Here is a 21,403-nt window from a genome sequence, read left to right on the forward strand (position 1 = left end):
AGAGTCCGCTTACGGGCAACGCAGGTTCCACGAAGAGCCTGTGATAATAAAAACTGGAGTCGATAAGTATGACCAACATCACGAAGAAAACGCTCATTGCCGCCGGCGTCATCGCCGCGCTGGGCATCACAGCAACCACCTCCGCCTTTGCCGCCGACGTTCCTGCAGGCGTGCAACTGGCCGACAAGCAAGAAATCGTCAAAAACAACGGTTCCGAAGTGCAGTCGCTTGACCCGCATAAAATCGAGGGCGTGCCGGAAAACAACGTGACCCGCGATCTGATGGAAGGCCTGGCGAACAACAGCCCGGACGGTTCCATCGTGCCGGGCGTCGCGGAAAGCTGGGATAACAAGGATTTCAAAGTCTGGACCTTCCACCTGCGCAAAGACGCCAAATGGTCTAACGGCAAGCCGGTGACGGCGCAAGATTTCGTCTACAGCTGGCAGCGCGTAGTGGATCCGAAAACCGCGTCGCCTTACGCCAGCTACCTGCAGTACGCCCATGTGGAAAACGTTGATGACATCATCGCCGGCAAAAAAGACAAGTCGACGCTGGGCGTGAAGGCCATCGACGACCACACCTTCCAGGTGACCCTGAGCGAGCCGGTGCCTTATCTGGTTGAAATGACCCCGCACTACGCCATGAAGCCGGTTTACAAAGACGCGGTGGAGAAATTCGGCGAGAAGTGGACGCTGCCGGCCAACTACGTCAGCAACGGCGCTTACAAACTGAAAGACTGGATTGTCAACGAACGCATCGTACTGGAACGCAACCCGGAATATTGGGATAACGCCAAAACCATCATCAATAAAGTGACGTTCCTGCCTATTTCGTCGGAAGTGACCGACGTTAACCGCTACCGCACCGGTGAAATCGACATGACTTACAACAACATGCCGATCGAACTGTTCCAGAAGCTGAAGAAAGAGATCCCGAAAGAGGTGCACGTCGATCCTTATCTGTGCACCTATTACTACGAAATCAACAACCAGAAGGCGCCGTTCACCGATGCGCGCGTGCGTGAAGCGCTGAAGCTGGGCATGGATCGCGACATCATCGTCAACAAGGTGAAAAATCAGGGCGATCTGCCGGCCTACAGCTTTACGCCGCCATACACCGACGGCGCCAAGCTGACCGCGCCGGAGTGGTTCGGCTGGACGCAGGAAAAACGCAACGAAGTGGCGAAGAAACTGCTGGCCGACGCCGGCTACGGCCCGGGTAAACCGCTGACCTTCTCCCTGTTGTACAACACGTCAGACCTGCACAAGAAGCTGGCGATCGCCGCCGCCTCCATCTGGAAGAAAAATCTGGGCGTGGACGTGAAGCTGGTGAACCAGGAGTGGAAAACCTTCCTGGATACCCGCCATCAGGGCACCTATGACGTGGCGCGCGCCGGCTGGTGCGCCGACTACAACGAACCGAGTTCGTTCCTGAACATGATGCTGTCCGACAGCAGCAGTAACACCCCGCACTACAAGAGCGCCGAGTTCGACAAGCTGATGGCCAACGTGTTGACCGCGAAGAGCAAAGACGAGCGTGCCGAACTGTATCAGAAAGCGGAAGTTCAGCTGGATAAAGATTCCGCCATCGTTCCGCTGTATTACTACGTGAACGCCCGTTTGGTGAAACCTTACGTTGGTGGCTACACCGGCAAAGACCCGCTTGATAACGTGTACGACAAAAACCTGTACATCATCAAGCATTGATACGGTAAGAGCCGGCGGCGCAGGCCGCCGGCCCATGTTGAGAATAATAAGCCGTCATCAGGCTGTCGCACAGGGTTAGGGCAATGCTTAAATTTATACTTCGTCGCTTATTGGAAGCGATCCCGACACTATTTATCCTTATTACCATCTCATTCTTCATGATGCGCCTGGCGCCCGGCAGTCCATTTACCGGGGAACGCGCATTGCCGCCGGAAGTCATGGCGAATATCGAAGCCAAATATCATTTGAACGACCCGATCTGGAAACAGTACGGTCATTATCTGGCGCAGCTTGCGCAGGGAGACTTCGGCCCGTCCTTTAAATATAAGGATTATTCGGTCAACGATTTGGTGGCCAGCTCTTTCCCGGTCTCCGCCAAACTCGGTCTGGCCGCGTTTTTGCTGGCGGTGGTGCTGGGCGTGAGCGCCGGCGTGATCGCCGCGCTGAACCAGAACACCAAATGGGACTACACGGTGATGGGGTTCGCCATGACCGGGGTGGTGATACCCAGTTTCGTGGTGGCGCCGCTGTTGGTGCTGATCTTCGCCATCACGTTGAAATGGCTGCCGGGCGGCGGCTGGAACGGCGGCGCGCCTAAGTTCATCATCTTGCCGATGGTGGCGTTGTCGCTGGCCTATATCGCCAGCATCGCCCGTATCACGCGCGGCTCGATGATTGAAGTGCTGCACTCCAACTTCATCCGCACCGCGCGCGCCAAAGGCTTGCCGATGCGTCGCATCATTTTCCGCCACGCGCTGAAGCCGGCGCTGTTGCCGGTGCTGTCCTACATGGGCCCGGCGTTCGTCGGGATCATCACCGGTTCGATGGTGATCGAAACCATCTACGGTCTGCCGGGGATCGGCCAGCTGTTCGTTAACGGCGCGCTGAACCGCGACTACTCCCTGGTGTTGAGCCTGACCATTCTGGTGGGCGCTCTGACCATTCTGTTCAACGCGATCGTCGATGTGCTGTATGCGGTCATCGATCCGAAAATCCGTTATTAATCTGGAGCACGCGAATGATGTTGACTAAAAAGAACAGCGAAGCTCTGGAACACTTCAGCGAGAAGCTGGAAGTGGAAGGGCGCAGCCTGTGGCAAGACGCGCGTCGGCGTTTTATGCACAACCGCGCGGCGGTCAGCAGCCTGTTCATACTGGCGCTGATCACGCTGTTTGTGGTGCTGGCGCCGATGCTGTCGCAATTCGCCTACGACGATACCGATTGGGCGATGATGTCCGCCGCACCCAGCGTTGAATCGGGGCACTATTTCGGCACCGATTCCTCCGGGCGCGATCTGCTGGTGCGCGTGGCGATCGGCGGGCGCATCTCGCTGATGGTCGGCGTGGCGGCGGCGCTGGTGGCGGTGATCGTCGGCACCCTGTACGGCGCGATGTCCGGCTATCTGGGCGGCAAGATCGACTCGGTGATGATGCGCCTGCTGGAGATCCTCAACTCCTTCCCGTTCATGTTCTTCGTGATCCTGCTGGTGACCTTCTTCGGCCAGAATATCCTGCTTATCTTCGTGGCGATCGGCATGGTGTCGTGGCTGGACATGGCGCGTATCGTGCGTGGCCAAACCCTTGGTCTGAAGCGCAAGGAGTTCATCGAAGCGGCGCTGGTGTGCGGCGTCTCCACGCGCAACATCGTGCTGCGGCATATCGTGCCGAACGTGCTCGGCGTGGTGGTGGTGTATGCCTCGTTGCTGGTGCCGAGCATGATCCTGTTCGAATCCTTCCTCAGCTTCCTGGGGCTGGGCACGCAGGAGCCGCTGAGCAGCTGGGGCGCATTGCTCAGCGACGGCGCCAACTCAATGGAAGTTTCACCGTGGTTGCTGCTGTTCCCGGCGGGTTTCCTGGTAGTCACTCTGTTCTGTTTCAACTTTATCGGCGATGGCCTGCGTGACGCCCTCGACCCGAAAGATCGTTAAGGAGTGCCACCATGAGCACCATTGAACATCCACAACTGCAAACCGCCGTCGGCGTTAAAGCGTCGCCGCTGCTGGACGTGAAAGATCTGCGCGTCACGTTCTCCACCCCGGACGGCGACGTGACGGCGGTGAACGATCTGAACTTCGATCTGCGCGCCGGTGAAACGCTGGGCATCGTCGGCGAATCCGGCTCCGGCAAATCGCAGACCGCGTTCGCCCTGATGGGGTTGCTGGCCAGCAATGGCCGCATCGGCGGTTCGGCCAAATTTAACGGCCGCGAAATCCTCAACCTGCCGGAAAACCAGCTCAACAAGCTGCGGGCCGAAGAGATCTCGATGATCTTCCAGGACCCGATGACCTCGCTCAACCCGTATATGCGCGTTGGCGAACAGCTGATGGAAGTGCTGATGCTGCATAAGAAAATGAGCAAAAGCGAGGCCTTTGAAGAGTCGGTACGCATGCTTGACGCGGTGAAAATGCCGGAAGCGCGCAAGCGCATGCGCATGTATCCGCACGAGTTTTCCGGCGGTATGCGCCAGCGCGTGATGATCGCCATGGCGCTGCTGTGCCGGCCGAAGCTGCTGATCGCCGACGAGCCGACTACTGCGCTGGACGTGACCGTTCAGGCGCAGATCATGACGCTGCTCAACGAGCTCAAGCGTGAGTTCAACACCGCCATCATCATGATCACCCACGATCTGGGCGTGGTGGCCGGCATCTGCAACAAGGTGCTGGTGATGTACGCCGGCCGCACCATGGAATACGGCAGCGCGCGCGAGGTGTTCTACCAGCCGAGCCACCCGTATTCCATCGGTCTGTTGAACGCGGTGCCGCGCCTCGACGCCGAAGGCGAAGCGTTGCTGACCATTCCCGGCAACCCGCCGAACCTGCTGCGGCTGCCGAAAGGCTGCCCGTTCCAGCCGCGCTGCCCGTACGCTATGGAACAGTGCGCGAGCGCTCCGCCATTGGAGCAATTTGGGGAAGGGCGCCTGCGCGCCTGCTTTAAACCGGTGGAGGCGTTGGTATGACAGCGGTAACCGACAAGAAAGTGCTGCTCGAAGTGGCCGATCTGAAAGTGCACTTCGACATTCATGACGACAAGCAGTGGTTCTGGCAGCCGCCGAAAACCCTGAAGGCGGTCGATGGCGTTACGCTGCGGCTGTTCGAGGGGGAAACCCTGGGCGTGGTCGGCGAATCCGGCTGCGGCAAATCCACCTTCGCGCGCGCCATCATCGGCCTGGTGAAGGCCACCAGCGGGCGCGTCGCTTGGCTGGGTAAAGATCTGCTGGGCATGAACGACGCCGACTGGCGCAAAACCCGCAGCGATATCCAGATGATCTTCCAGGATCCGCTGGCCTCGCTCAACCCGCGCATGACCATCGGCGAAATCATCGCCGAGCCGCTGCGCACCTACTACCCGAAAATGCCGCGTCAGGAAGTGAAGGACAAGGTTAAGGCGATGATGCTGAAGGTCGGTCTGCTGCCTAACCTGATCAACCGTTATCCGCACGAGTTCTCCGGCGGCCAATGCCAGCGCATCGGCATCGCGCGCGCGCTGATCCTCGAACCGAAGCTGGTGATCTGCGACGAGCCGGTTTCCGCGTTGGACGTGTCGATTCAGGCGCAGGTGGTAAACCTGTTGCAGCAGCTGCAGCGCGAAATGGGGCTGTCATTGATCTTTATCGCCCACGATTTGGCGGTGGTGAAGCACATTTCCGATCGCGTGCTGGTGATGTACCTGGGCCATGCGGTAGAGCTGGGCACCTATGACGAGGTGTACCACAATCCGCAGCACCCATACACCAAGGCGCTGATGTCGGCGGTGCCGATCCCGGATCCGGACAAGGAGAAGGAAAAGCAGATCCAGCTGTTGGAAGGGGAGCTGCCTTCGCCGATCAATCCGCCGTCCGGCTGCGTGTTCCGCACTCGCTGCCCGATCGCCGGGCCGGAGTGCGCCAAGACGCGTCCGCTGCTGGAGGGCAGTTTCCGTCATGCGGTTTCGTGCCTGAAGGTCGATCCGCTGTAATGCGCCGCTAGCCGGCAACAAAAAGCCCCGCTGAATAAGCGGGGCTTTTTTTATCCGATGCGCTGGCGGCGAATCACTCTTTCCACAGAATGTGGCACAGCTTGTGGTCTTTCTCGCGGCAGATCAGCACGCGGGCGAACACGTCGTTGATCGGCTCGCCGTCGCTGTCCGCCAGACCGATCACCACTTCGGCGAAGAAGTCCGGGTTCAGGTCGTAATCCACGTGCTCGCTCCAGTCTTCGGAGGGGTCGTACAGTTCTGCGCCGCCGCGCTCTTCAAACTGCAGATTGAACAGCAGAATATCCGCCGGATCCAGATTGTCGCCGGCCAATTCGAGGAAAATGTCGTAGGCCTGTTCCAGCGTTTCGTCTTCGGTAAGGCGGTTATTCAAATCCATAAAAAAATCCTGATAACAAATGATTTGGCGCTATTAAAGCACGCTCGCCGCGGCTTTTACAGCAACGGGCTGAAAAAGTAGAACAGGCGTTCGACCAGGCGATGCCAGAACGGGCGCTTCAGCCACTCTTTGGCGTTTAACAGTTTGGAACGGGCGATATAGTCTTCCTGCACGCAGGCCAGATCGCTGCCGAAGCCGTCGTCGTCGATCACCAGGGTGATCTCGAAGTTGAGCCACAGGCTGCGCATATCCAGATTGACGGTGCCGACCAGGCTGAGCTGGCCGTCGACCAGCACGCTTTTGGTGTGCAGCAGGCCGCCTTCGAACTGATAGATTTTCACGCCGGCTTCCAGCAGCTCGGAGAAGAACGCCCGGCTGGCCCAGCGCACCATCATCGAATCGTTGTCGCGCGGCACGATGATGCTGACCTCGACGCCGCGCAGAGCGGCGGTGCAGATGGCGTGCAGCAGATCGTCGCTCGGCACGAAGTACGGCGTGGTCATGATCAGCTGCTCGCGCGCGGAATAGACCGCGGTCAACAGCGCCTGGTGGATCATTTCTTCGGGGAAACCGGGGCCGGAGGCGATCACTTGAATGGTGTGGCCGCTTTCCTGCTCGAACGGCATGATGTTGACGTCCGGCGGCGGCGGCAGAATGCGCTTGCCGGTTTCAATCTCCCAGTCGCAGGCATAGACGATGCCCATCGTAGTGGCCACCGGGCCTTCCATGCGCGCCATCAGATCGATCCATTGGCCGACGCCCGCATCCTGCTTGAAGTAGCGCGGATCGACCATGTTCATGCTGCCGGTATAGGCGATGTAGTTGTCGATCAGCACCACCTTGCGGTGCTGGCGCAGATCCATGCGGCGCAGGAATACGCGCAGCAGGTTAACCTTCAGCGCTTCGACCACTTCGATGCCTGCGTTGCGCATCATCGCCGGGTAGGGGCTGCGGAAAAATGGCAGGCTGCCGGCGGAGTCCAGCATCAGGCGGCAGTGCACGCCGCGCCGCGCGGCGGCCATCAGCGATTCGGCCACCTGATCGACCAGGCCGCCGGGCTGCCAGATATAGAACACCATTTCGATGTTGTGGCGCGCCAGCTCGATGTCGCGGATCAGCGCTTTCAACGTGTCGTCGGTAGTGGTGAGCAACTGCAGCTGGTTGCCCTTGACGCCGTCGATGCCCTGGCGGCGGTTGCACAGCTGGAACAACGGTTCGGCGACTTCGCTGTATTCGGTGGCGAAGATGCGGCGGCTCTCTTTCAATTCCTTCAGCCAGCGCGCGGTCGACGGCCACATGGCCTTGGCGCGCTCGGCCCGGCGCTTGCCCAGGTGCAGTTCGCCGAACGATAAATAGGCGACGATGCCGAACAGCGGCAGAATATAGATAACCAGCAGCCAGGCCATGGCAGAGGGAACCGCACGGCGTTTCATCAAAATGCGCATCGTCACGCCGGCGATCAGCAGCCAGTAGCCGAACACCATGAGCCAACTGATTACGGTATAAAATGTTGTCATAAAGGCGAAAAATCCCGTTCGCAAACCACCAATGATGAGTGTACGCACAGATCGGGCAAGGCGAAACCTTTTATCGGCGCTTATGTTACATAAATATGATGAAGTTAAGGCACTTGCCGAAATTGAAAGGGCGGCTTTTGCCCGCGTGGCGTTCGCTGTGCCGCCGATAACGGCGGCTTGGATCGCGGGCGGAAAGGGCTATAATGCCCGCGGTTGGCATTAGACGAACGAGTGACGGAATTATGAGACGCAGTAGAAATGAAGTGGGCCGCTGGCGCATGTTGCGGCAGAGCCAACGTCGGCGGCATCGCTGGCTGGAACGCCAGTCGTGCAGCAATCGCCATATTATCCGGGTGCGGCGGCGCCTGGACGATCAGCATCGGCGCGCGCTGCTGTTTGCGGTATCCTGCGAGTGGTAAAACGAAAACAGTCCCGTGAGGGACTGTTTTGTTATGGCGTCTGAGTTATTTGCCCAAATAGGCGTTGAGCATCCAGACCTGTTTTTCCTGCTCTTTGATGTAATCGCTCATCAACGACGCGGTGCCTTCGTCGCCAGCGTCTGCCGCCACCGTCAGCAGCTCACGCTGCTGTTGCAGCAAGATTGAATACCCTTCCAACAGGCCGCGCAGCGTACCCTTATCATCGGTCACGTTGGTGTGTTCCTTGATGTCGGCGGTTTTCAGATAATCGCTGAAAGCGTGACGCGGCTGCGAGCCCAACGTCAGAATACGTTCCGCCAGCTCATCCACCTTGGTCAGCAGATCGTTATATGTCTCTTCGAATTTCGCGTGCAGTTCAAAGAACTGCGGGCCGGTAATGTTCCAATGATAGCCGCGCACGTTCATATACAGCACCTGATAGTTTGCCAACAGCGCATTCAACGCTTCGGCGAGTTTTGCCGATTGTTTACTGTCAAGGCCGATATGGGTTTTCGCTGCTTTCTTTGCCGTTGCCATAATAATCTTCTCCTGATTATTTGTTCCGATAGTAGACAGAATCAATTTCCATAGCTGTTACAGTAACCGGATTTATCGCAGGGTTAAATACGATAACAGGCATTATTGCCATCGCTCAAACCGATGACGATAAATCCGTCGAGCAAATTGCCGAATCAGTTTACGCAGGTTCCGCAGGCGAAAAAAGTCGCTTTTCTCGGTTACTTGCGCAGCGCCAGTTTTACCACACCTGCGCCCAGCGCCATTAACAGCGCGGCGGCGATCAGTACCGAAATAAAGGCGCGATCAAAGGCCAGACGCGCCAGCTGCGTCAACTGCTGCGCGCGATCGGCCGCCATTCCGGCCGCCAGGCGCAACGCTTCGTCGATGCTGTCGTAGGCTAAATCGCTGACCGGCAGCGCCGCCGGCAGCGCCAGGCTGTGACTGTAGACCGCCGTCATCAGCCCGCCGAGCAACGTCACGCCCAGCACGCCGCCCAGCTCGTAGGAGACGTCTTCGATAGATGCCGCCATGCCGGATTTCTCCTCCGGCGCGTTCAGCATGATGGCGGTGGAAGCGGCGGTGATCACGCCGCCGAGGCCGAAGCCCACCAACGCCAGGCTCGCCAGCTGCGGCGCTATGCCGCTCTGATAGAACAGGGCGAGGCCGGCGATGCCGAAGGCGGTCAGGGCGAAACCGCCGAGAATGATGCTGCGCTCACCATAGCGCGGCAGCAGCAAACCGGCCATTGGCCCCGCCAGCGCCGAGGCCAGCGGGATCGGCAAGATGAACAGCGCCGCCTGCAGCGGACTGAGGCCGAGCACCAGTTGCAAGCGTTGGCTGAGCACCAGCTCGACGCCGATCAGCGCCACCATCGACAGCAATGCCACGCCGATGCCGCCGGCGAACAGCCGGTTGTGGAACAGGGAGAAATCGATCATCGGGTGGGTGCTGCGCTGCTGACGACGCACGAACAGCGCTAGGAACAGGGTGCCGATCAGGGCCGCTGCGAGCAAGGCGCTGACGTCAGGCGCCGGCTTGCTCAATTCCTTCAGCGCATAGATAGCGCCGACCAGGCCTATCATGATCTGCACCGAGCCGATGATATCGGCGGGGCGCGGGTTATCGCCGCCGCAGCGCGGGATCAGTTTCCATGCCAGCGGCCAGACCAGCAACACCACCGGCACATTGATCAGGAACACCGAGCCCCACCAGAAATACTCCAACAGCAGGCCGCCGACCACCGGGCCGATGGCCGCGCCGCCGGAGGCCACCGACGCCCAGATGCCGATCGCCAGCGCGCGTTCGCGTTCGTCGGTAAAGACGTGGCGTACGATGGACAGCGTGGCGGGCATCATCATTGCCGCGCCAACGGCGAGGAATACCCGCGCGGCGATCAGCCACTCGGCGGTAGGCGAGAAAGCGGCGCACAGCGACGCGACGGCAAACACCGGCAGCCCGGCGAGAAACAGCCGTTTATGGCCGATGCGATCGCTCAGCATGCCGGCGCCAGGCAACAGACCGGCCACCACCAATGGGTAGGCGTTGACGATCCAGAGCTTTTGCGAGGCGCTGGCATCCAGCGCCTGGGTTAAACGCGGCAGGGCGGTATATAACACCGTCATATCGATGACGATCAGGAACAGGGCGCTGGCGACCATTGTCAGGATTAACCAGCGGTTCTTGGCGTACATAAGTCATAATCCAGTTAACGTGGGCGGCGCGAAGGCGCCGCCATTGTGGTAACCCTCCGGCGATGCCGGGTGGTATACTGGCGATAATATATATCCATACGTTCGTATTGAAAAGAAGGGTTTCTTAATGGGACGTCAACGCAGCATCGATCGCGACAAGGTTTTGGACACCGCCGAAGAGATCGTCGCCACCCAGGGCGCCGCCGGCCTGACCATCGACGCCGTCGCCAAAGCGATGGGGATCTCCAAGGGCGGGGTGCAGTACTGTTTCGGCAGCAAAGACGCCCTGATTGACGCCATGTTCGATCGCTGGGGCAGTGCCTACGAGACGCTGTTCGCCGCTATCGCCGGTGACGATCCTTCGCCGCAGACCGGCGTGCGCGCGCATATGCTGGCGACGCAAAGCTCGGATCAGACCGCCAGCGCCAAGGCCGCCGGGCTGATGGCGACGCTGATTCAAACGCCGGAGCATCTGGCGAGCACGCGCGAATGGTATCGCAGCCGCATCGCCGGTTTGGATTTGACGACGGAAGGAGGCAAGCGCGCGCGCCTGGCGTTTCTCGCCACCGAAGGCGCCTTTATGCTGCGTTACTTTGGTTTGATGGATATCGACCAGGCGGAATGGGAAACGATGTTCACCGATATGCAGGCGTTGATTTTAACTGAGGGTGCCTATCGCACTGATAGCTAGTAAAGCCCGCAGTGAAAGGCGTATGTTTATCGCACAAGATATTCCCTCGAAGAACTTTTTAGCCAGCCACTCCGTGCTGGCTTTTTTTTGTTCGCAGGCAAGCGCCCCAGCGGGGCCCCCTGAAGGAGGGGGCGGGGGAAATTATTTACGGGCGTCCAACAGCGCTTGGGCGTTCTCTGCGGTAACGACGGTCCACGGAATGTAGTAATGCTTCTGCGTGCCGCCCTCCCATTTCAGATCCTTGGCGTACTGCTTCCAGATGTCCGACTGCGGTTGATAGCTTTCACCTTTCACGGCGCGCAGCGCGACGTCGATGGAACCCTGCATCTGGCCTTTGGCATCTTGCAGAATAGAGACCATTTCACCGGCCTGCACCGCATGAATCGCGTCAGAGACGCCGTCAACGCCGGCAATCGCGAAGTCCTTCACATTCAGGCCGGCGCCTTTGATCGCTTCGATAGCGCCCAGCGCCATCTCGTCGTTCTGGCCAATCACGCCGTTGATTTTACCCCGGTGTTTCTGCAGCCAGTTTTCCATCAGCGGCTGCGCTTCCGCGCGTGACCAGTTGGCCGTTTTGCGCTCAAGTACCGTGACCTGGCCGGCGCCGCACTCGGCAATCGCTTTATCATTGCCTTTGCCGCGCTGGATCTCGCCGCTGCCGCCTTTCGGGCCTTCGATAATCACCACGTTCACCTTCCGGCTCTTGCAGTCGAGTTTGTCCAGGACGGCTTTGGCTTCCAGGTATCCCCCCAACTCGTCATTAGACACCACTTCAGACGTCATCGCGTCCGTGTTCAGGCGCGCGTTGGTGACCACCACCGGGATTTTGGCTTCGTTGGCATTGGTGACGATATCGATATTGGCCTCAAAATCCATCGGGTTGACGATAATGGCATCGGCGCGCGTCTGGATAGCGGTGGCGGCCTGATCGTTTTGCACCGATGCATCATAACGCCCATCGTAGAAAGTCAGTACGGCTTCGCCGCTTTTCACCGCCGGGTGTTCCTTGCCGAACCTTTCCATCAATTGCACGAACTCGGCTTTGTTGCCGTACATCAATACCGCGATTTTTACCGGGGCGGCCTGAGCCGCCGACAGGCTACCGAGCATCATGGCAGAGGCAAACAACGCTATCTTGGTCTTATTCATGGTTTTCTCCTGGTAGAGTTGGGTCTGATGTTATTAATCGCGCTGTTGCTTACGCGATGGGTCGAGCAATACGGCAAGAACGATCAATGCGCCTTTGATAATTTGTTGGTAATACGATTGCACGCCGAGCAGATCGAGGCCGTTATTCATCACCCCGATAATCAGCACGCCGAAGAAAGTGCCGACCAGCGTACCGACACCGCCGGCCATGCTGGTGCCGCCGATCACCACCGCCGCGATGGCGTCTAGCTCATACCCTGCGCCTGCGTTGGTCTGCGCCGAACCGGTGCGCGCCGTAAGGATCAGGCCGGCGATGCCGGCCAGCGCGCCGCACAGCGTATACACCAGTATTTTGATGCGGGTGACGTTAATCCCCGAGGTGCGCGCGCTTTTCGGGTTGCCGCCGACGGCGTAGATGTAACGCCCGAAGAGGGTTTTATTCAGCACCAGCCAGGCGAGGGCGAACAGCACGATGAAGATGATGACGGGCACCGGAACGCCGCCGACATAGCCATTGCCTAACCAGCGGAAATCGCTGTTCAATTGCGATACCGGATTGCCGTTGGTGGTCAACATGGTTAACCCGCGCGCCGCGGAGAGCATGCCCATGGTGACGATAAACGGTTGCAACCGGTAACGAGCCAACACGGTGCCGTTCACCAGGCCGCAGACGATGCCGATGCCCAGCGCCACGATCAGCGGCGCCATGACGGCGGTCGCGGTGTCGCCGATAGCCAATCCGCTGTTGTTGGTGGCGAAACGGGCGGCGACGATCCCGCTTAACGCCAGCACCGAGCCGACGGAGAGATCGACGCCGGCCGTAATGATGACGAAGGTCATGCCGATCGCCAGAATACCGTTGATCGAGACCTGGCGCAGGACGATCAGGGTGTTTTCATTGCTGAGAAAATAATTGCTGCTCCAGGCCCCCTGGGCGACCTGATATTCGCCAATCAGCGCCACGATCAGGCACAGCGCGAAGAAGGCGATGATAATGCCGTATTTGTGCATACGGCGTTTATTGCGGGTGAAAAATGAAATTCCTGGTGATAAGGAGTGGGCGCTGCTCATTTTTTTTCTCTCTCTGTTAAACCGCAAGTTTCATCAGTGCTGCCTGGCTCGCATCGGCCGCCGAAAGCTCGCCGGCCAACTGCCCGTCACGAAACACTAGGATGCGATCGCTCATGCCGATAATTTCCGAAAGCTCGGAGGAAACCATGATGATCCCCTTGTTTTGCAAGGCGAACTCCGACATAAATCGGTAGATCTCTTTCTTGGCGCCGACGTCGATGCCGCGCGTCGGCTCGTCGAGCAACAACACCTCCGGATCCAGCAGCGCCCAGCGGCCCAGCACCACTTTTTGCTGGTTGCCGCCGCTCAGGTTGCCCACGGGCTGTTCGCCATCGTGGGTTTTAACGTTGAAGCGCTGGATCATGTCGCGGGTTCGCGCTTGCTCCCGTTTTTCGCTGACGAACCCCATTCGGCTGATGCCGGCAAAAGAGGCGATATTGATGTTTTCACTGACGGAACGGCACAGCACCAGGCCGGTTTCCTTGCGATCTTCCGTCACGTAGGCAATGCCGCTGTCGATGGCCTCTCGCGGGGAATGGCGGTTAAGCGTCTTGTCGCCTAAGCGGATCGTGCCGCTGTCGGCATGCTGAATGCCGAAGATAAGATCGAGAAACTCGCTGCGGCCCGATCCCACCAGGCCGTAGATGCCCAGGATCTCACCGTGCTTCAGTTGCAGGCTGATATCCTTTATCTTGCTGCGCCAACACAGGCCGTTGACCTCCAGCAAGACCTCTTCGCCGGGCTGGTTGAATTTGGCGAACTCGCTGTCGTACTCGCCGCCGATAATGTGTTCGATCAGCTGCTCACGGGTAATGTCAGCGATATAGCCTTCATGGATATAGGCGCCGTCGCGGAAAATGGTGTAGCTGTCCGCGATTTGGAATATCTCTGACAAACGGTGAGAGACGTAAATAATGCCTTTACCTTTCGCCGCCAGTTGCTGAAGCGTCTGAAAGATTTTTTGCGCATCCTCCTCGCCAATCGCCGAGGTGGGTTCATCCATGATGATGATGTCGGCGTTGGCATGCGACAGCGCTTTGGCGATCTCGACCAGTTGCTGCTCGGCGACGCTCAGGTTGCGCATTTTTTCTCGGGCGTCGATCTTGAAATCGAGTTCCTTGAGCAAGCTGGTGGTGCGCTGGTTGAGCGTCGCGAAATCGACGAACCCCAGGCGTCTCGGCTCACGGCCCAGCCAAATGTTTTCGGCCACCGTCAGATCCGGGATCGCGCTCAGCTCCTGCTGCACGATGGCGATGCCGGCGTTGAGGGCTTCCCGGGGATGATGAAATTCACAGCGTTGGCCATTGATAAAAATGTCGCCGCCATCGGGTTGAATAAAGCCCATCAGAATGCTGAGAAAGGTGGATTTACCCGCGCCGTTGCCGCCGCACAGGGCATGGATGGATCCACGCCGCAGGCAAAACTCCGCATTCTTGAGCGCCACGACCGGGCCAAAAGCTTTCCTGACGCCGCTGACCTCCAGCAGGTAGGCGGGCGCTTGCGTCTGGGGATCTCGCGTCACAGTTGCACCTCCGGATAGGTCTGCTGCAAGCGTTGCAGGTACCGTTGATAAAGCGTCTCGTATTGCGCCTGTCTGCCGGCATGTGGCCGTGCGCGCGTGGTCTCATCCAGCGCAACGAAATGCCGGCACAGTTCGGCCAGCAACGCGCCGGCGTTCCGCTGCGGATCGTCGGCCAACGTCGTCGCCCACATCGCCTGAATGGCGCCGCCCAGCGCGGCGGTCTCTTTGGCTTTCAGACAGACTACCGGGCACCCCATCACGTCCGCGACGATTTGTCGCCAGGCGGCGCTGCGGGCGCCGCCGCCGGTGAGGCGGATCTCGCGCGCTTCAATGCCCTGACGGCGAAACAGCTCGATGCCATAGCGCAGGCCATAGGTGGCGCTTTCGACCACCGCCAGGCAGAGATTGGCGCGGGTAAAATTGTCGCTATCGAGGTTATGCAGACTGGCGCGCGCGTGGGGCAACGGCGGAACGCGTTCGCCATTGAAGAACGGCAGCATCTCGACACCGCCTGCGCCGGGCGAGGCCTGCGCCAATAAACCGTTAAAGCCGGCAAGGTCTTCGTCCAGCAGCGTTTGTACTGCAGTGGTGGCCGAGGTGACATTCATTGTGCAAATCAATGGCAGCCACCCATTGGTGCTGGAGCAGAAGCCGGCAATCATGTCCGATTCCGCCGTGACGGGGGCGGCAGACCAGGCGAATAGCGTGCCGGAGGTGCCCAGGCTCAGGGTGAGGGTGCCGGCCTCGATGTTGCCGGAACCGATGGCCGCCATCATGTTGTCGCCGCCGCCGGTCGATACCCGCACCGTTGGGCCGAGGCCGAGTTTTTCCGCGGCGGCGGAGCGCACCGTGCCGATGCAGCATTCCGCGCTTTTGAGCGGTGGCAGGGCCTGCCACAGGCGGCCGCTGTCGTCGATGAGATCGACCGCGGATTTGCTCCAACGACGGGTGCGCACATCGAACAATCCGGTGCCGGAAGCGTCGCCATATTCCGCTACGCGCTCCCCGGTCAGCCAGAAATTCAAGTAGTCATGGGGCAACAACACGGTGTGCAGTTTTGCCCAGAGCGCCGGATGGTGTGTCTTGAACCAAAGGATTTTTGACGCGGTATAACCGGTGGCGATCCGCAGGCCGAGCGTTTCCAGCGAGCCGTTGGCCCCGCCGAGCTGCTGCAGGAGCCGTTCGTTTTCCTCTGCGGTTTCGGTATCGCACCACAGCTTGACGCTGTGCAGCACGTTGCCGTCTGCGTCCAGCGGCACAAACCCATGTTGTTGGCCAGAGACCCCCAGAGCATGAATCTCCCGTGCATCAACGCCGGCGTTAGTCACGGCTTGGCGAAAAGCGATGACCAGCGCCTCAATCCACCAGTCGGCCTCCTGTTCGCGCCGGCCATTGGCTTGGCTGATGAGACGGTGAGGGGCGTTGCCCTCACCGAGGATCACGCCCTGTGTGCTGTCGACAATCACGACTTTCGTGCCTTGCGTACCGCAGTCTATGCCAGCATAGAGCGCCATAGGATCACTCCATTTCCAGCATGATTTTGATGTCCGAGGCATGTCCCGCCGCCGCGCGCTCGAAGGCGGCCACGCTGTCGGAGAACTTGTAGGTTTGGCTTATCAACGGCTGGACGCGCAATTTGCCGCTGCTCAACAGCCGCAGCGTGCGCGGGTACATGTTGGCGTAGCGGAAAATGGTCTTGAAGGTGATTTCCTTGGCCTGCGCGGCGACGATATCCATCGGCGCGGCATCGATCGGCATGCCGACCAGCACGGCGGTCGCTCCTGGCGCCGCATGTTCGGCCAGCGTAGCGATAGCCGGTTTGGCGCCGCTGCATTCAAACACGACATCGGCGCCATTGCCGCTGGTGAGCGCGGCCACTTTCCCCGCAAGGTCGCCGGTTTTGATATTGACGGCGTGCAGCCCCTCATAACTGGCCGCCACGGCGAGTTTTTCGTCAAACAGGTCGCAAATAATGACGTCCGAGCAGCCGCCCGCCAGCGCCGCGAGGGCGGTGACCACGCCGATCGGCCCGGCGCCGATCACCAGCGCGATATCGCCGGGTTTGATCCCGGCTTTGGTGGCCGCTTGCATGCCGATGGCTAAGGGTTCCACCATGGCGCCCTCAGCGAAGCTGACGTTGTCCGGCAATTTGAACGTGAAGGCGGCGGGGTGGATGACGGTTTCGCGCAGGCAGCCGTGCACCGGCGGCGTCGCCCAGAAGCGCACGGCCGGATCAAGGTTGTAAATGCCGGCGCGCGTCTGGGCCGAGTTGAGATCCGGAATACCGGGCTCCATGCAAACGCGATCGCCGATGCTGAGATGAGTGACGTTTTTACCTGTCGCGAGCACTACGCCGGAGGCCTCATGGCCGAGCACCATCGGGGCGTTAACCACGAACGGGCCAATGCGGCCATGTTGGTAATAGTGCACATCACTGCCGCAGATGCCCACGGAATGAATTTTTATCTGCACATCATCGGGCCCCAGCGTTTCGGCAAGCTGGACGTCCTCAATAGCGATTTCCCCCGCTTTGGCCAACACTAATGCTTTCATATTGCCTCCTGGTGAATCATTTTTATGGTAACGATATCATTTCAATGCGGCGATAGTGGGCTAAAGCGGGGGGTTAAACTGTGATCGATGTTGGAATTACTCGACGGGAGTTAATTTTGCTGGTGGGTTGTTATTCAATATGGGGATGAAGATCACAAAATCGGCGATGCAATGACGGTTTTAATATCAGCATGCTGATATCGATACCGTTACTTTGCAGGGGAAATGATGAGCAAACAACAACGTGCCATAGCCGCTACGCTGGAATACTTGCGCGAGGCGGACATTGTTCTGACCGAAGAAGAGCAGCAACGTATTGAAATTGCGACGTTTGGCTTGGCTGACTATCCCGTCTCAGGGCTGCAACTGCTGACCTATGTCAACTCACCTCGGTATTGTGCGAAAGAGTTGGTGCTGTTTCCTGAGCAGACTTGCCCAGAGCATTTGCATCCTCCTTTCGCCGGCACGCCCGGCAAGCAAGAGACGTTTCGCTGCCGTTGGGGCGAGGTGTTTCTGTTTGTCGACGATGAAAACCTGACGCTTAATGACGCCGGCGGTGAACCGGTATGCCGGGTGCCGGAGGGCGCGGAGCCTTGGTATACCTGCAATCGCTATATCCTCTTGCGGCCTGGCGAACAATACACCATCGCGCCCAATACCCGGCACTGGTTTCAGGCGGGGAAGCGGGGCGCGGTGGTGTCCGAGTTTTCTTCCGAGAGCCGTGACGAGCTGGATATCTTTACCGATCCCCGGATTAACCGCCTGGCAGGCGTAAACCATTAGCGCGACGATGAAAGTTCTGTCATGATGTTGTTAATGGTACAAAATGATAACCTTAAGCTAAGGAGCTGCATTTGGCGGTGGGGCGAGGACGGAAAGCGACGCTGGCTAGCGTGGCCGCACAGGCAAACGTCAGTAAAATCACCGCGTCGCGGGCATTTTCACAGCCGGACAAGGTTCATCCGGAAACGCTGCGCCGCATTCGGGAGACCGCTGCCGAACTCGGTTATGTGGTCAATGCTGCGGCGCGCAATCTGCGGGCGAAAAGCAGCAGAACCATCGGCATCGTCAACCCTGATATGGCCAACCCGTTCTTTGGCGGCCTGACGCGGTTGATGACGCTTGAAGCGCAAAAAATGGGATATGACACTCTGGTGTTCGATTCCTATGAGTCACAGGAAAGCGAAGACAGAATCATCGACAAACTGATTGGCTACAACGTCGATGCGATCATTCTCTCGGTCATTTCCAACGATCATCTGTACCAGCCTTCCTATCTAAAGCGGTTGGAAACATTGAATATCCCGGTGGTATTGATCGACCGTGAGCTGGACAATCGCCACTGCAGCGGAGTGTATATCGATAACCTGGACTGCGGCCTTCAGGCGGGGCGCTGGCTTCTGGAACAGAAAGCGCAGCGGGTGGTGGTGGTGTCCGGGCCGGAGAACTCCAACGTTGCACGGGACAGGGTTACAGGGCTGCAGGCGGCGCTGCAAGGGAAAGTGGCGTCGTTTGAAGTGCTGTATGCCGATTTCTTTATGGATATCGCCTGGCAAGAGACGAGCCGTTGGCTGGCCAATAACCGCGCCCCGGACTTTTTCGTTGGCTGCAATAACCAGATCTCCCTGGGCATTATCAAAGCCTGCATCGAACATCGGCTGCCGTTGATGCAGGACGTGTCGTTGTTCAGCATCGATGAGGTTTCACATGCTGAGATCTACGGTTTTCATTTCCCGTGCGTGTCACACGACTTGCAAGAGATCGCCTGGCAAGCGTTGAATCTGGCGATCCGTCGTATTGCCGACCCCGAGATCAAGCCGGGCAAGGTGGTGGTACGGGGGAAACTCGTCGCGTAACGGCGCCACCATTCGCTTATCCGTCATTTTTCAGCGTGTTGCGCTGTTTTGGGCTCATCACGCCCGGCGGGACGGATGAGCAGCCACAAACCGCTTCCTGCCGCCGCCGCGCCTAGCAACATGGGCCAGGAAAGAGGTTCATTGAACATTAACCCTGCCCAGCAGAAGGTGACGAAGGGGCTGAGAAACAGCAGGCTCGTCACGCGCAGCGCAGAAGTGCGCCTTAGACAAAACCAGTACAGACCGTAGCCGGCCAGGGTCGCCAGTAGCGCGGTCCAAAGCGCGCCGATCACAAACCCCGTCGTTACCGTTGGCAGCAGCGGGCCTTCCGCGCCGGCCATGGCGGCGAAAGCCAGCGCGGAAACCGCGCTTTGTATCCCCAGCGCGGCTGGCAAACTCATTGCTTGCGTTCGCGGCAGCCGTTCCTGCCACAGCGTTGCCAGCGCCAGCGACAGCATCCCCGCCAGCGGCAACAGGTAGCTCCACAATGGGGCGTCTCCCCATGAGATGGCGCTGCCGGTCGCCAGCGCTACCCCGCTAACTCCCAAGGCTAACCCGGACCAAACGCGGCCATCGGGCAAGCGGCGTTGTAACAGCATGCTCAGCAGCGCGGTGCCGAGCGGGAGCAAATCGGCGATGAGCGCGGCCAACCCGGCCGGCACGCCATATTCGATGCCTTTGCTGACGCCGGTCAGGTAACCGGTCATGGCGAGCAACCCAATCCCGGCGTGAACAGCTATCGTCAGCGGAGATGCGCGCCTGATGGCGCGCAGACTAAGCGGCAGCAACACGAACGCGACCACCACGCAGCGCCAGAACGCCACCAGCAACACCGGCGCGTAATCGGCGGCGAAGCGGATGCCGACGAAGCCGGAGCTCCAGGCCACGATCAGCAGGATCTCGGCCGCAGCCAGCCAGAGGGCGGCTCTGCCGCGATGTTTGCCGCAGCGGGAAGAGGGGCGAAATGGTGCCAGGGACATGATGGTCACCTCCTTTCCGCCCGATGGTAGTGAGTGGCTATAATTTAATAAATCGAATAATTTTCGCCCAGTTGTTTAATGAGGTTAAATCATGCGGCCGACATTGGATATCGATCTCTTACGCACTTTTCACGCTATTGCGCGTTTGGGGCAATTTCGCGCGGCGGCGGCATTTGTCAATCGCAGCCCCGCCGCCGTGAGCGTGCATATCCGGCGTCTGGAACAGGTGGCGGGCGGCCGCCTGCTGGAGCGTGACAATCAGTCCGTGGCGTTGACGCCGTTGGGAAACAAGCTGCTGGCCTCGACGCTCGGGCTGCTGAGCGCCCATGACGATATTCTGCGGGAACTGCAGGGCGCGCCGCTAAGCGGCCATATCAAATTGGGCTTGCCTGATGAGTACGCTTCTCATGTGATACGCCATATTTTGCCGCGGTTTACCGACAGTTTCCCCGCGGTGGAGCTGGAGGTCTCTACCGCTGCCAGTCAGGCGCTGGCGGAACAAGTTGGCCGTAATCGGCTGCATCTCGCGCTGGTGGTTCAACCTTCGGGGAAACAGTGCCAGACACCGCTCGCGGTGACTGCGCCAGTGTGGACCGGAGGCCGTTCGCTGGCGCTGCAGGCTAACCGGCCACTGCCGCTGGCGTTGCATGCCGCCGATTGCCCTTATCGTGAGGCTATGATCGATGCATTGACCAGGGCGGGAAGGCACTGGCGGGTGGTTGTGAGCAGCCCGTCGGCCAGCGTGGTGGCGGCTGCCATCGAGGCGGGATTGGCCGTCACGCTGCTTGACCGCGCACGGGTTTCGGCGGCGATGCGGATACTCGACGAATTGCCGTCGGTCGCACCACATGAAGTGCAACTGCTCCGTTCTGCCACGGCCGCCAGCCAACCGGCGGTGGCGATGCTGGAAAGCGTCATCGGTGAGTATTTACGGGGGGGAACATGAATATCGGCCGCGTGGGGAAGACGAATCGAGCACGACGGTGACGCAGAGATGTGGCTAGCGCCGGGAACGCTGTATTGCGGGGCGTTCCCGGTATTCGGAGGGCTGGAGATCAGAACACCTGTTTGAACGGTTTCACCGTCACGTCGGCATAGACGCCGGCGGCGACGTACGGATCCTGCTGCGCCCAGGCCTGGGCTTCCGCCAGCGAGGCGAATTCGGCGATCACCGTCGAACCGGTAAAGCCGGCGGCGCCGGGATCGTTGCTGTCGATGGCCGGGTTAGGGCCGGCGACCACCAGGCGGCCGGCGTCGCGCAGCGCCTGCAGGCGCGCCAGGTGCGCCGGGCGCACCGCCAGACGGTTTTCCAGCGAGTTGGGGACGTCTTGCGCGTAGATCAGATAAAGCATGTTTCACCTTTAAAATCATGGCTATAA

The 21,403-nt window shown here is 59.4% G+C and carries 21 protein-coding genes; 10 read left to right on the top strand and 11 right to left on the bottom strand.

What is annotated here, in order from left to right; genetic code table 11:
* The first annotated feature begins 68 nt into the window (after nucleotides 1-68).
* The 5 genes from oppA to oppF all read left to right on the top strand — a co-directional run bounded on the left by oppA (nucleotide 69) and on the right by oppF (nucleotide 5,659).
* On the top strand, nucleotides 69-1,706 hold the full coding sequence (oppA, locus tag CRO23_RS10560; RefSeq protein ID WP_016927494.1) for an oligopeptide ABC transporter substrate-binding protein OppA: 1,638 nt from the start codon (nucleotides 69-71) through the stop codon (nucleotides 1,704-1,706).
* A gap of 83 nt (nucleotides 1,707-1,789) precedes the next feature.
* Nucleotides 1,790-2,710, top strand: coding sequence for an oligopeptide ABC transporter permease OppB (gene oppB / locus CRO23_RS10565; RefSeq protein ID WP_004932150.1), 921 nt, complete (start codon nucleotides 1,790-1,792; stop codon nucleotides 2,708-2,710).
* A 14-nt stretch (nucleotides 2,711-2,724) separates the two neighbouring features.
* A complete protein-coding gene (gene oppC / locus CRO23_RS10570) occupies nucleotides 2,725-3,633 on the top strand; it encodes an oligopeptide ABC transporter permease OppC (protein WP_004932149.1) in 909 nt (302 codons plus the stop codon).
* A gap of 11 nt (nucleotides 3,634-3,644) precedes the next feature.
* The gene (locus CRO23_RS10575) at nucleotides 3,645-4,661 is read left to right on the top strand and encodes an ABC transporter ATP-binding protein (RefSeq protein WP_016927496.1); all 1,017 of its coding nucleotides are present in this window, start codon (nucleotides 3,645-3,647) and stop codon (nucleotides 4,659-4,661) included.
* Nucleotides 4,658-5,659 carry a murein tripeptide/oligopeptide ABC transporter ATP binding protein OppF gene (gene oppF, locus CRO23_RS10580; protein WP_004932143.1) on the top strand — a complete coding sequence of 334 codons (1,002 nt, stop codon included), beginning with the start codon at nucleotides 4,658-4,660 and terminating at the stop codon, nucleotides 5,657-5,659. Before CRO23_RS10575 ends, oppF begins: the two co-directional genes overlap by 4 nt.
* Nucleotides 5,660-5,732: 73 nt before the next feature.
* Here oppF and CRO23_RS10585 read toward each other — a convergent pair whose 3' ends face one another.
* On the bottom strand, nucleotides 5,733-6,056 hold the full coding sequence (locus tag CRO23_RS10585) for an HI1450 family dsDNA-mimic protein (protein WP_004932139.1): 324 nt from the start codon (nucleotides 6,054-6,056) through the stop codon (nucleotides 5,733-5,735).
* Nucleotides 6,057-6,112: 56 nt separating this feature from the next.
* The gene (gene cls / locus CRO23_RS10590; protein ID WP_004932137.1) at nucleotides 6,113-7,573 is read right to left on the bottom strand and encodes a cardiolipin synthase; all 1,461 of its coding nucleotides are present in this window, start codon (nucleotides 7,571-7,573) and stop codon (nucleotides 6,113-6,115) included.
* Nucleotides 7,574-7,815: 242 nt separating this feature from the next.
* Between cls and CRO23_RS10595 the strand changes: the two genes are divergently transcribed.
* Nucleotides 7,816-7,992 (top strand): YciY family protein, encoded by a 177-nt coding sequence (locus CRO23_RS10595; RefSeq protein WP_025159792.1) that lies wholly within the window; start codon nucleotides 7,816-7,818, stop codon nucleotides 7,990-7,992.
* A gap of 45 nt (nucleotides 7,993-8,037) precedes the next feature.
* On the opposite strand, the gene CRO23_RS10600 is transcribed toward CRO23_RS10595, so the two are convergent.
* Both CRO23_RS10600 and smfY read right to left on the bottom strand, forming a co-directional pair.
* Complete coding sequence (locus CRO23_RS10600) at nucleotides 8,038-8,529, bottom strand: Dps family protein (RefSeq protein ID WP_004932132.1); 492 nt, start codon at nucleotides 8,527-8,529, stop codon at nucleotides 8,038-8,040.
* 200 nt (nucleotides 8,530-8,729) lie between these two features.
* A complete protein-coding gene (smfY, locus tag CRO23_RS10605) occupies nucleotides 8,730-10,202 on the bottom strand; it encodes a multidrug efflux MFS transporter SmfY (RefSeq protein WP_097101899.1) in 1,473 nt (490 codons plus the stop codon).
* A gap of 127 nt (nucleotides 10,203-10,329) precedes the next feature.
* Between smfY and CRO23_RS10610 the strand changes: the two genes are divergently transcribed.
* Complete coding sequence (locus CRO23_RS10610) at nucleotides 10,330-10,893, top strand: TetR/AcrR family transcriptional regulator (RefSeq protein WP_016927499.1); 564 nt, start codon at nucleotides 10,330-10,332, stop codon at nucleotides 10,891-10,893.
* 141 nt (nucleotides 10,894-11,034) lie between these two features.
* Here the strand turns inward: CRO23_RS10610 and CRO23_RS10615 are convergent, their stop codons facing one another.
* From CRO23_RS10615 to CRO23_RS10635, 5 genes are all read right to left on the bottom strand, one after another.
* A complete protein-coding gene (locus CRO23_RS10615; protein WP_016927500.1) occupies nucleotides 11,035-12,042 on the bottom strand; it encodes a substrate-binding domain-containing protein in 1,008 nt (335 codons plus the stop codon).
* 33 nt (nucleotides 12,043-12,075) lie between these two features.
* Nucleotides 12,076-13,053, bottom strand: coding sequence for an ABC transporter permease (locus CRO23_RS10620; protein WP_016927501.1), 978 nt, complete (start codon nucleotides 13,051-13,053; stop codon nucleotides 12,076-12,078).
* 76 nt (nucleotides 13,054-13,129) lie between these two features.
* A complete protein-coding gene (locus tag CRO23_RS10625; protein WP_016927502.1) occupies nucleotides 13,130-14,635 on the bottom strand; it encodes a sugar ABC transporter ATP-binding protein in 1,506 nt (501 codons plus the stop codon).
* Nucleotides 14,632-16,149: a xylulokinase gene (gene xylB / locus CRO23_RS10630; RefSeq protein WP_097101901.1), complete on the bottom strand. Its 1,518-nt coding sequence runs from the start codon at nucleotides 16,147-16,149 to the stop codon at nucleotides 14,632-14,634. The genes CRO23_RS10625 and xylB overlap by 4 nt, the downstream gene beginning before the upstream one ends.
* Nucleotides 16,150-16,153: 4 nt before the next feature.
* Nucleotides 16,154-17,188, bottom strand: a complete 1,035-nt coding sequence (locus CRO23_RS10635; protein ID WP_004932112.1) for an NAD(P)-dependent alcohol dehydrogenase — start codon at nucleotides 17,186-17,188, stop codon at nucleotides 16,154-16,156.
* Between the two features lie 228 nt (nucleotides 17,189-17,416).
* Here CRO23_RS10635 and CRO23_RS10640 point away from each other — a divergent pair, with 228 nt between their 5' ends.
* On the top strand, nucleotides 17,417-17,971 hold the full coding sequence (locus CRO23_RS10640) for a D-lyxose/D-mannose family sugar isomerase (protein WP_028127467.1): 555 nt from the start codon (nucleotides 17,417-17,419) through the stop codon (nucleotides 17,969-17,971).
* Between the two features lie 71 nt (nucleotides 17,972-18,042).
* A complete protein-coding gene (locus CRO23_RS10645) occupies nucleotides 18,043-19,044 on the top strand; it encodes a LacI family DNA-binding transcriptional regulator (RefSeq protein WP_049299419.1) in 1,002 nt (333 codons plus the stop codon).
* A 23-nt stretch (nucleotides 19,045-19,067) separates the two neighbouring features.
* On the opposite strand, the gene CRO23_RS10650 is transcribed toward CRO23_RS10645, so the two are convergent.
* Nucleotides 19,068-20,024, bottom strand: coding sequence for a DMT family transporter (locus tag CRO23_RS10650; protein WP_097101903.1), 957 nt, complete (start codon nucleotides 20,022-20,024; stop codon nucleotides 19,068-19,070).
* Nucleotides 20,025-20,115: 91 nt separating this feature from the next.
* Between CRO23_RS10650 and CRO23_RS10655 the strand changes: the two genes are divergently transcribed.
* Entirely contained in the window at nucleotides 20,116-20,970 is an 855-nt protein-coding gene (locus CRO23_RS10655) for a LysR substrate-binding domain-containing protein (RefSeq protein ID WP_097101905.1), read from the top strand.
* A gap of 109 nt (nucleotides 20,971-21,079) precedes the next feature.
* Here the strand turns inward: CRO23_RS10655 and CRO23_RS10660 are convergent, their stop codons facing one another.
* Nucleotides 21,080-21,376, bottom strand: a complete 297-nt coding sequence (locus tag CRO23_RS10660; RefSeq protein ID WP_016927508.1) for a YciI family protein — start codon at nucleotides 21,374-21,376, stop codon at nucleotides 21,080-21,082.
* Nucleotides 21,377-21,403: the final 27 nt, after the last annotated feature.

It is taken from the genome of Serratia sp. JKS296 (genome assembly GCF_900215445.1).
In the GTDB taxonomy this organism is placed as follows: Bacteria; Pseudomonadota; Gammaproteobacteria; order Enterobacterales; family Enterobacteriaceae; genus Serratia; species Serratia marcescens.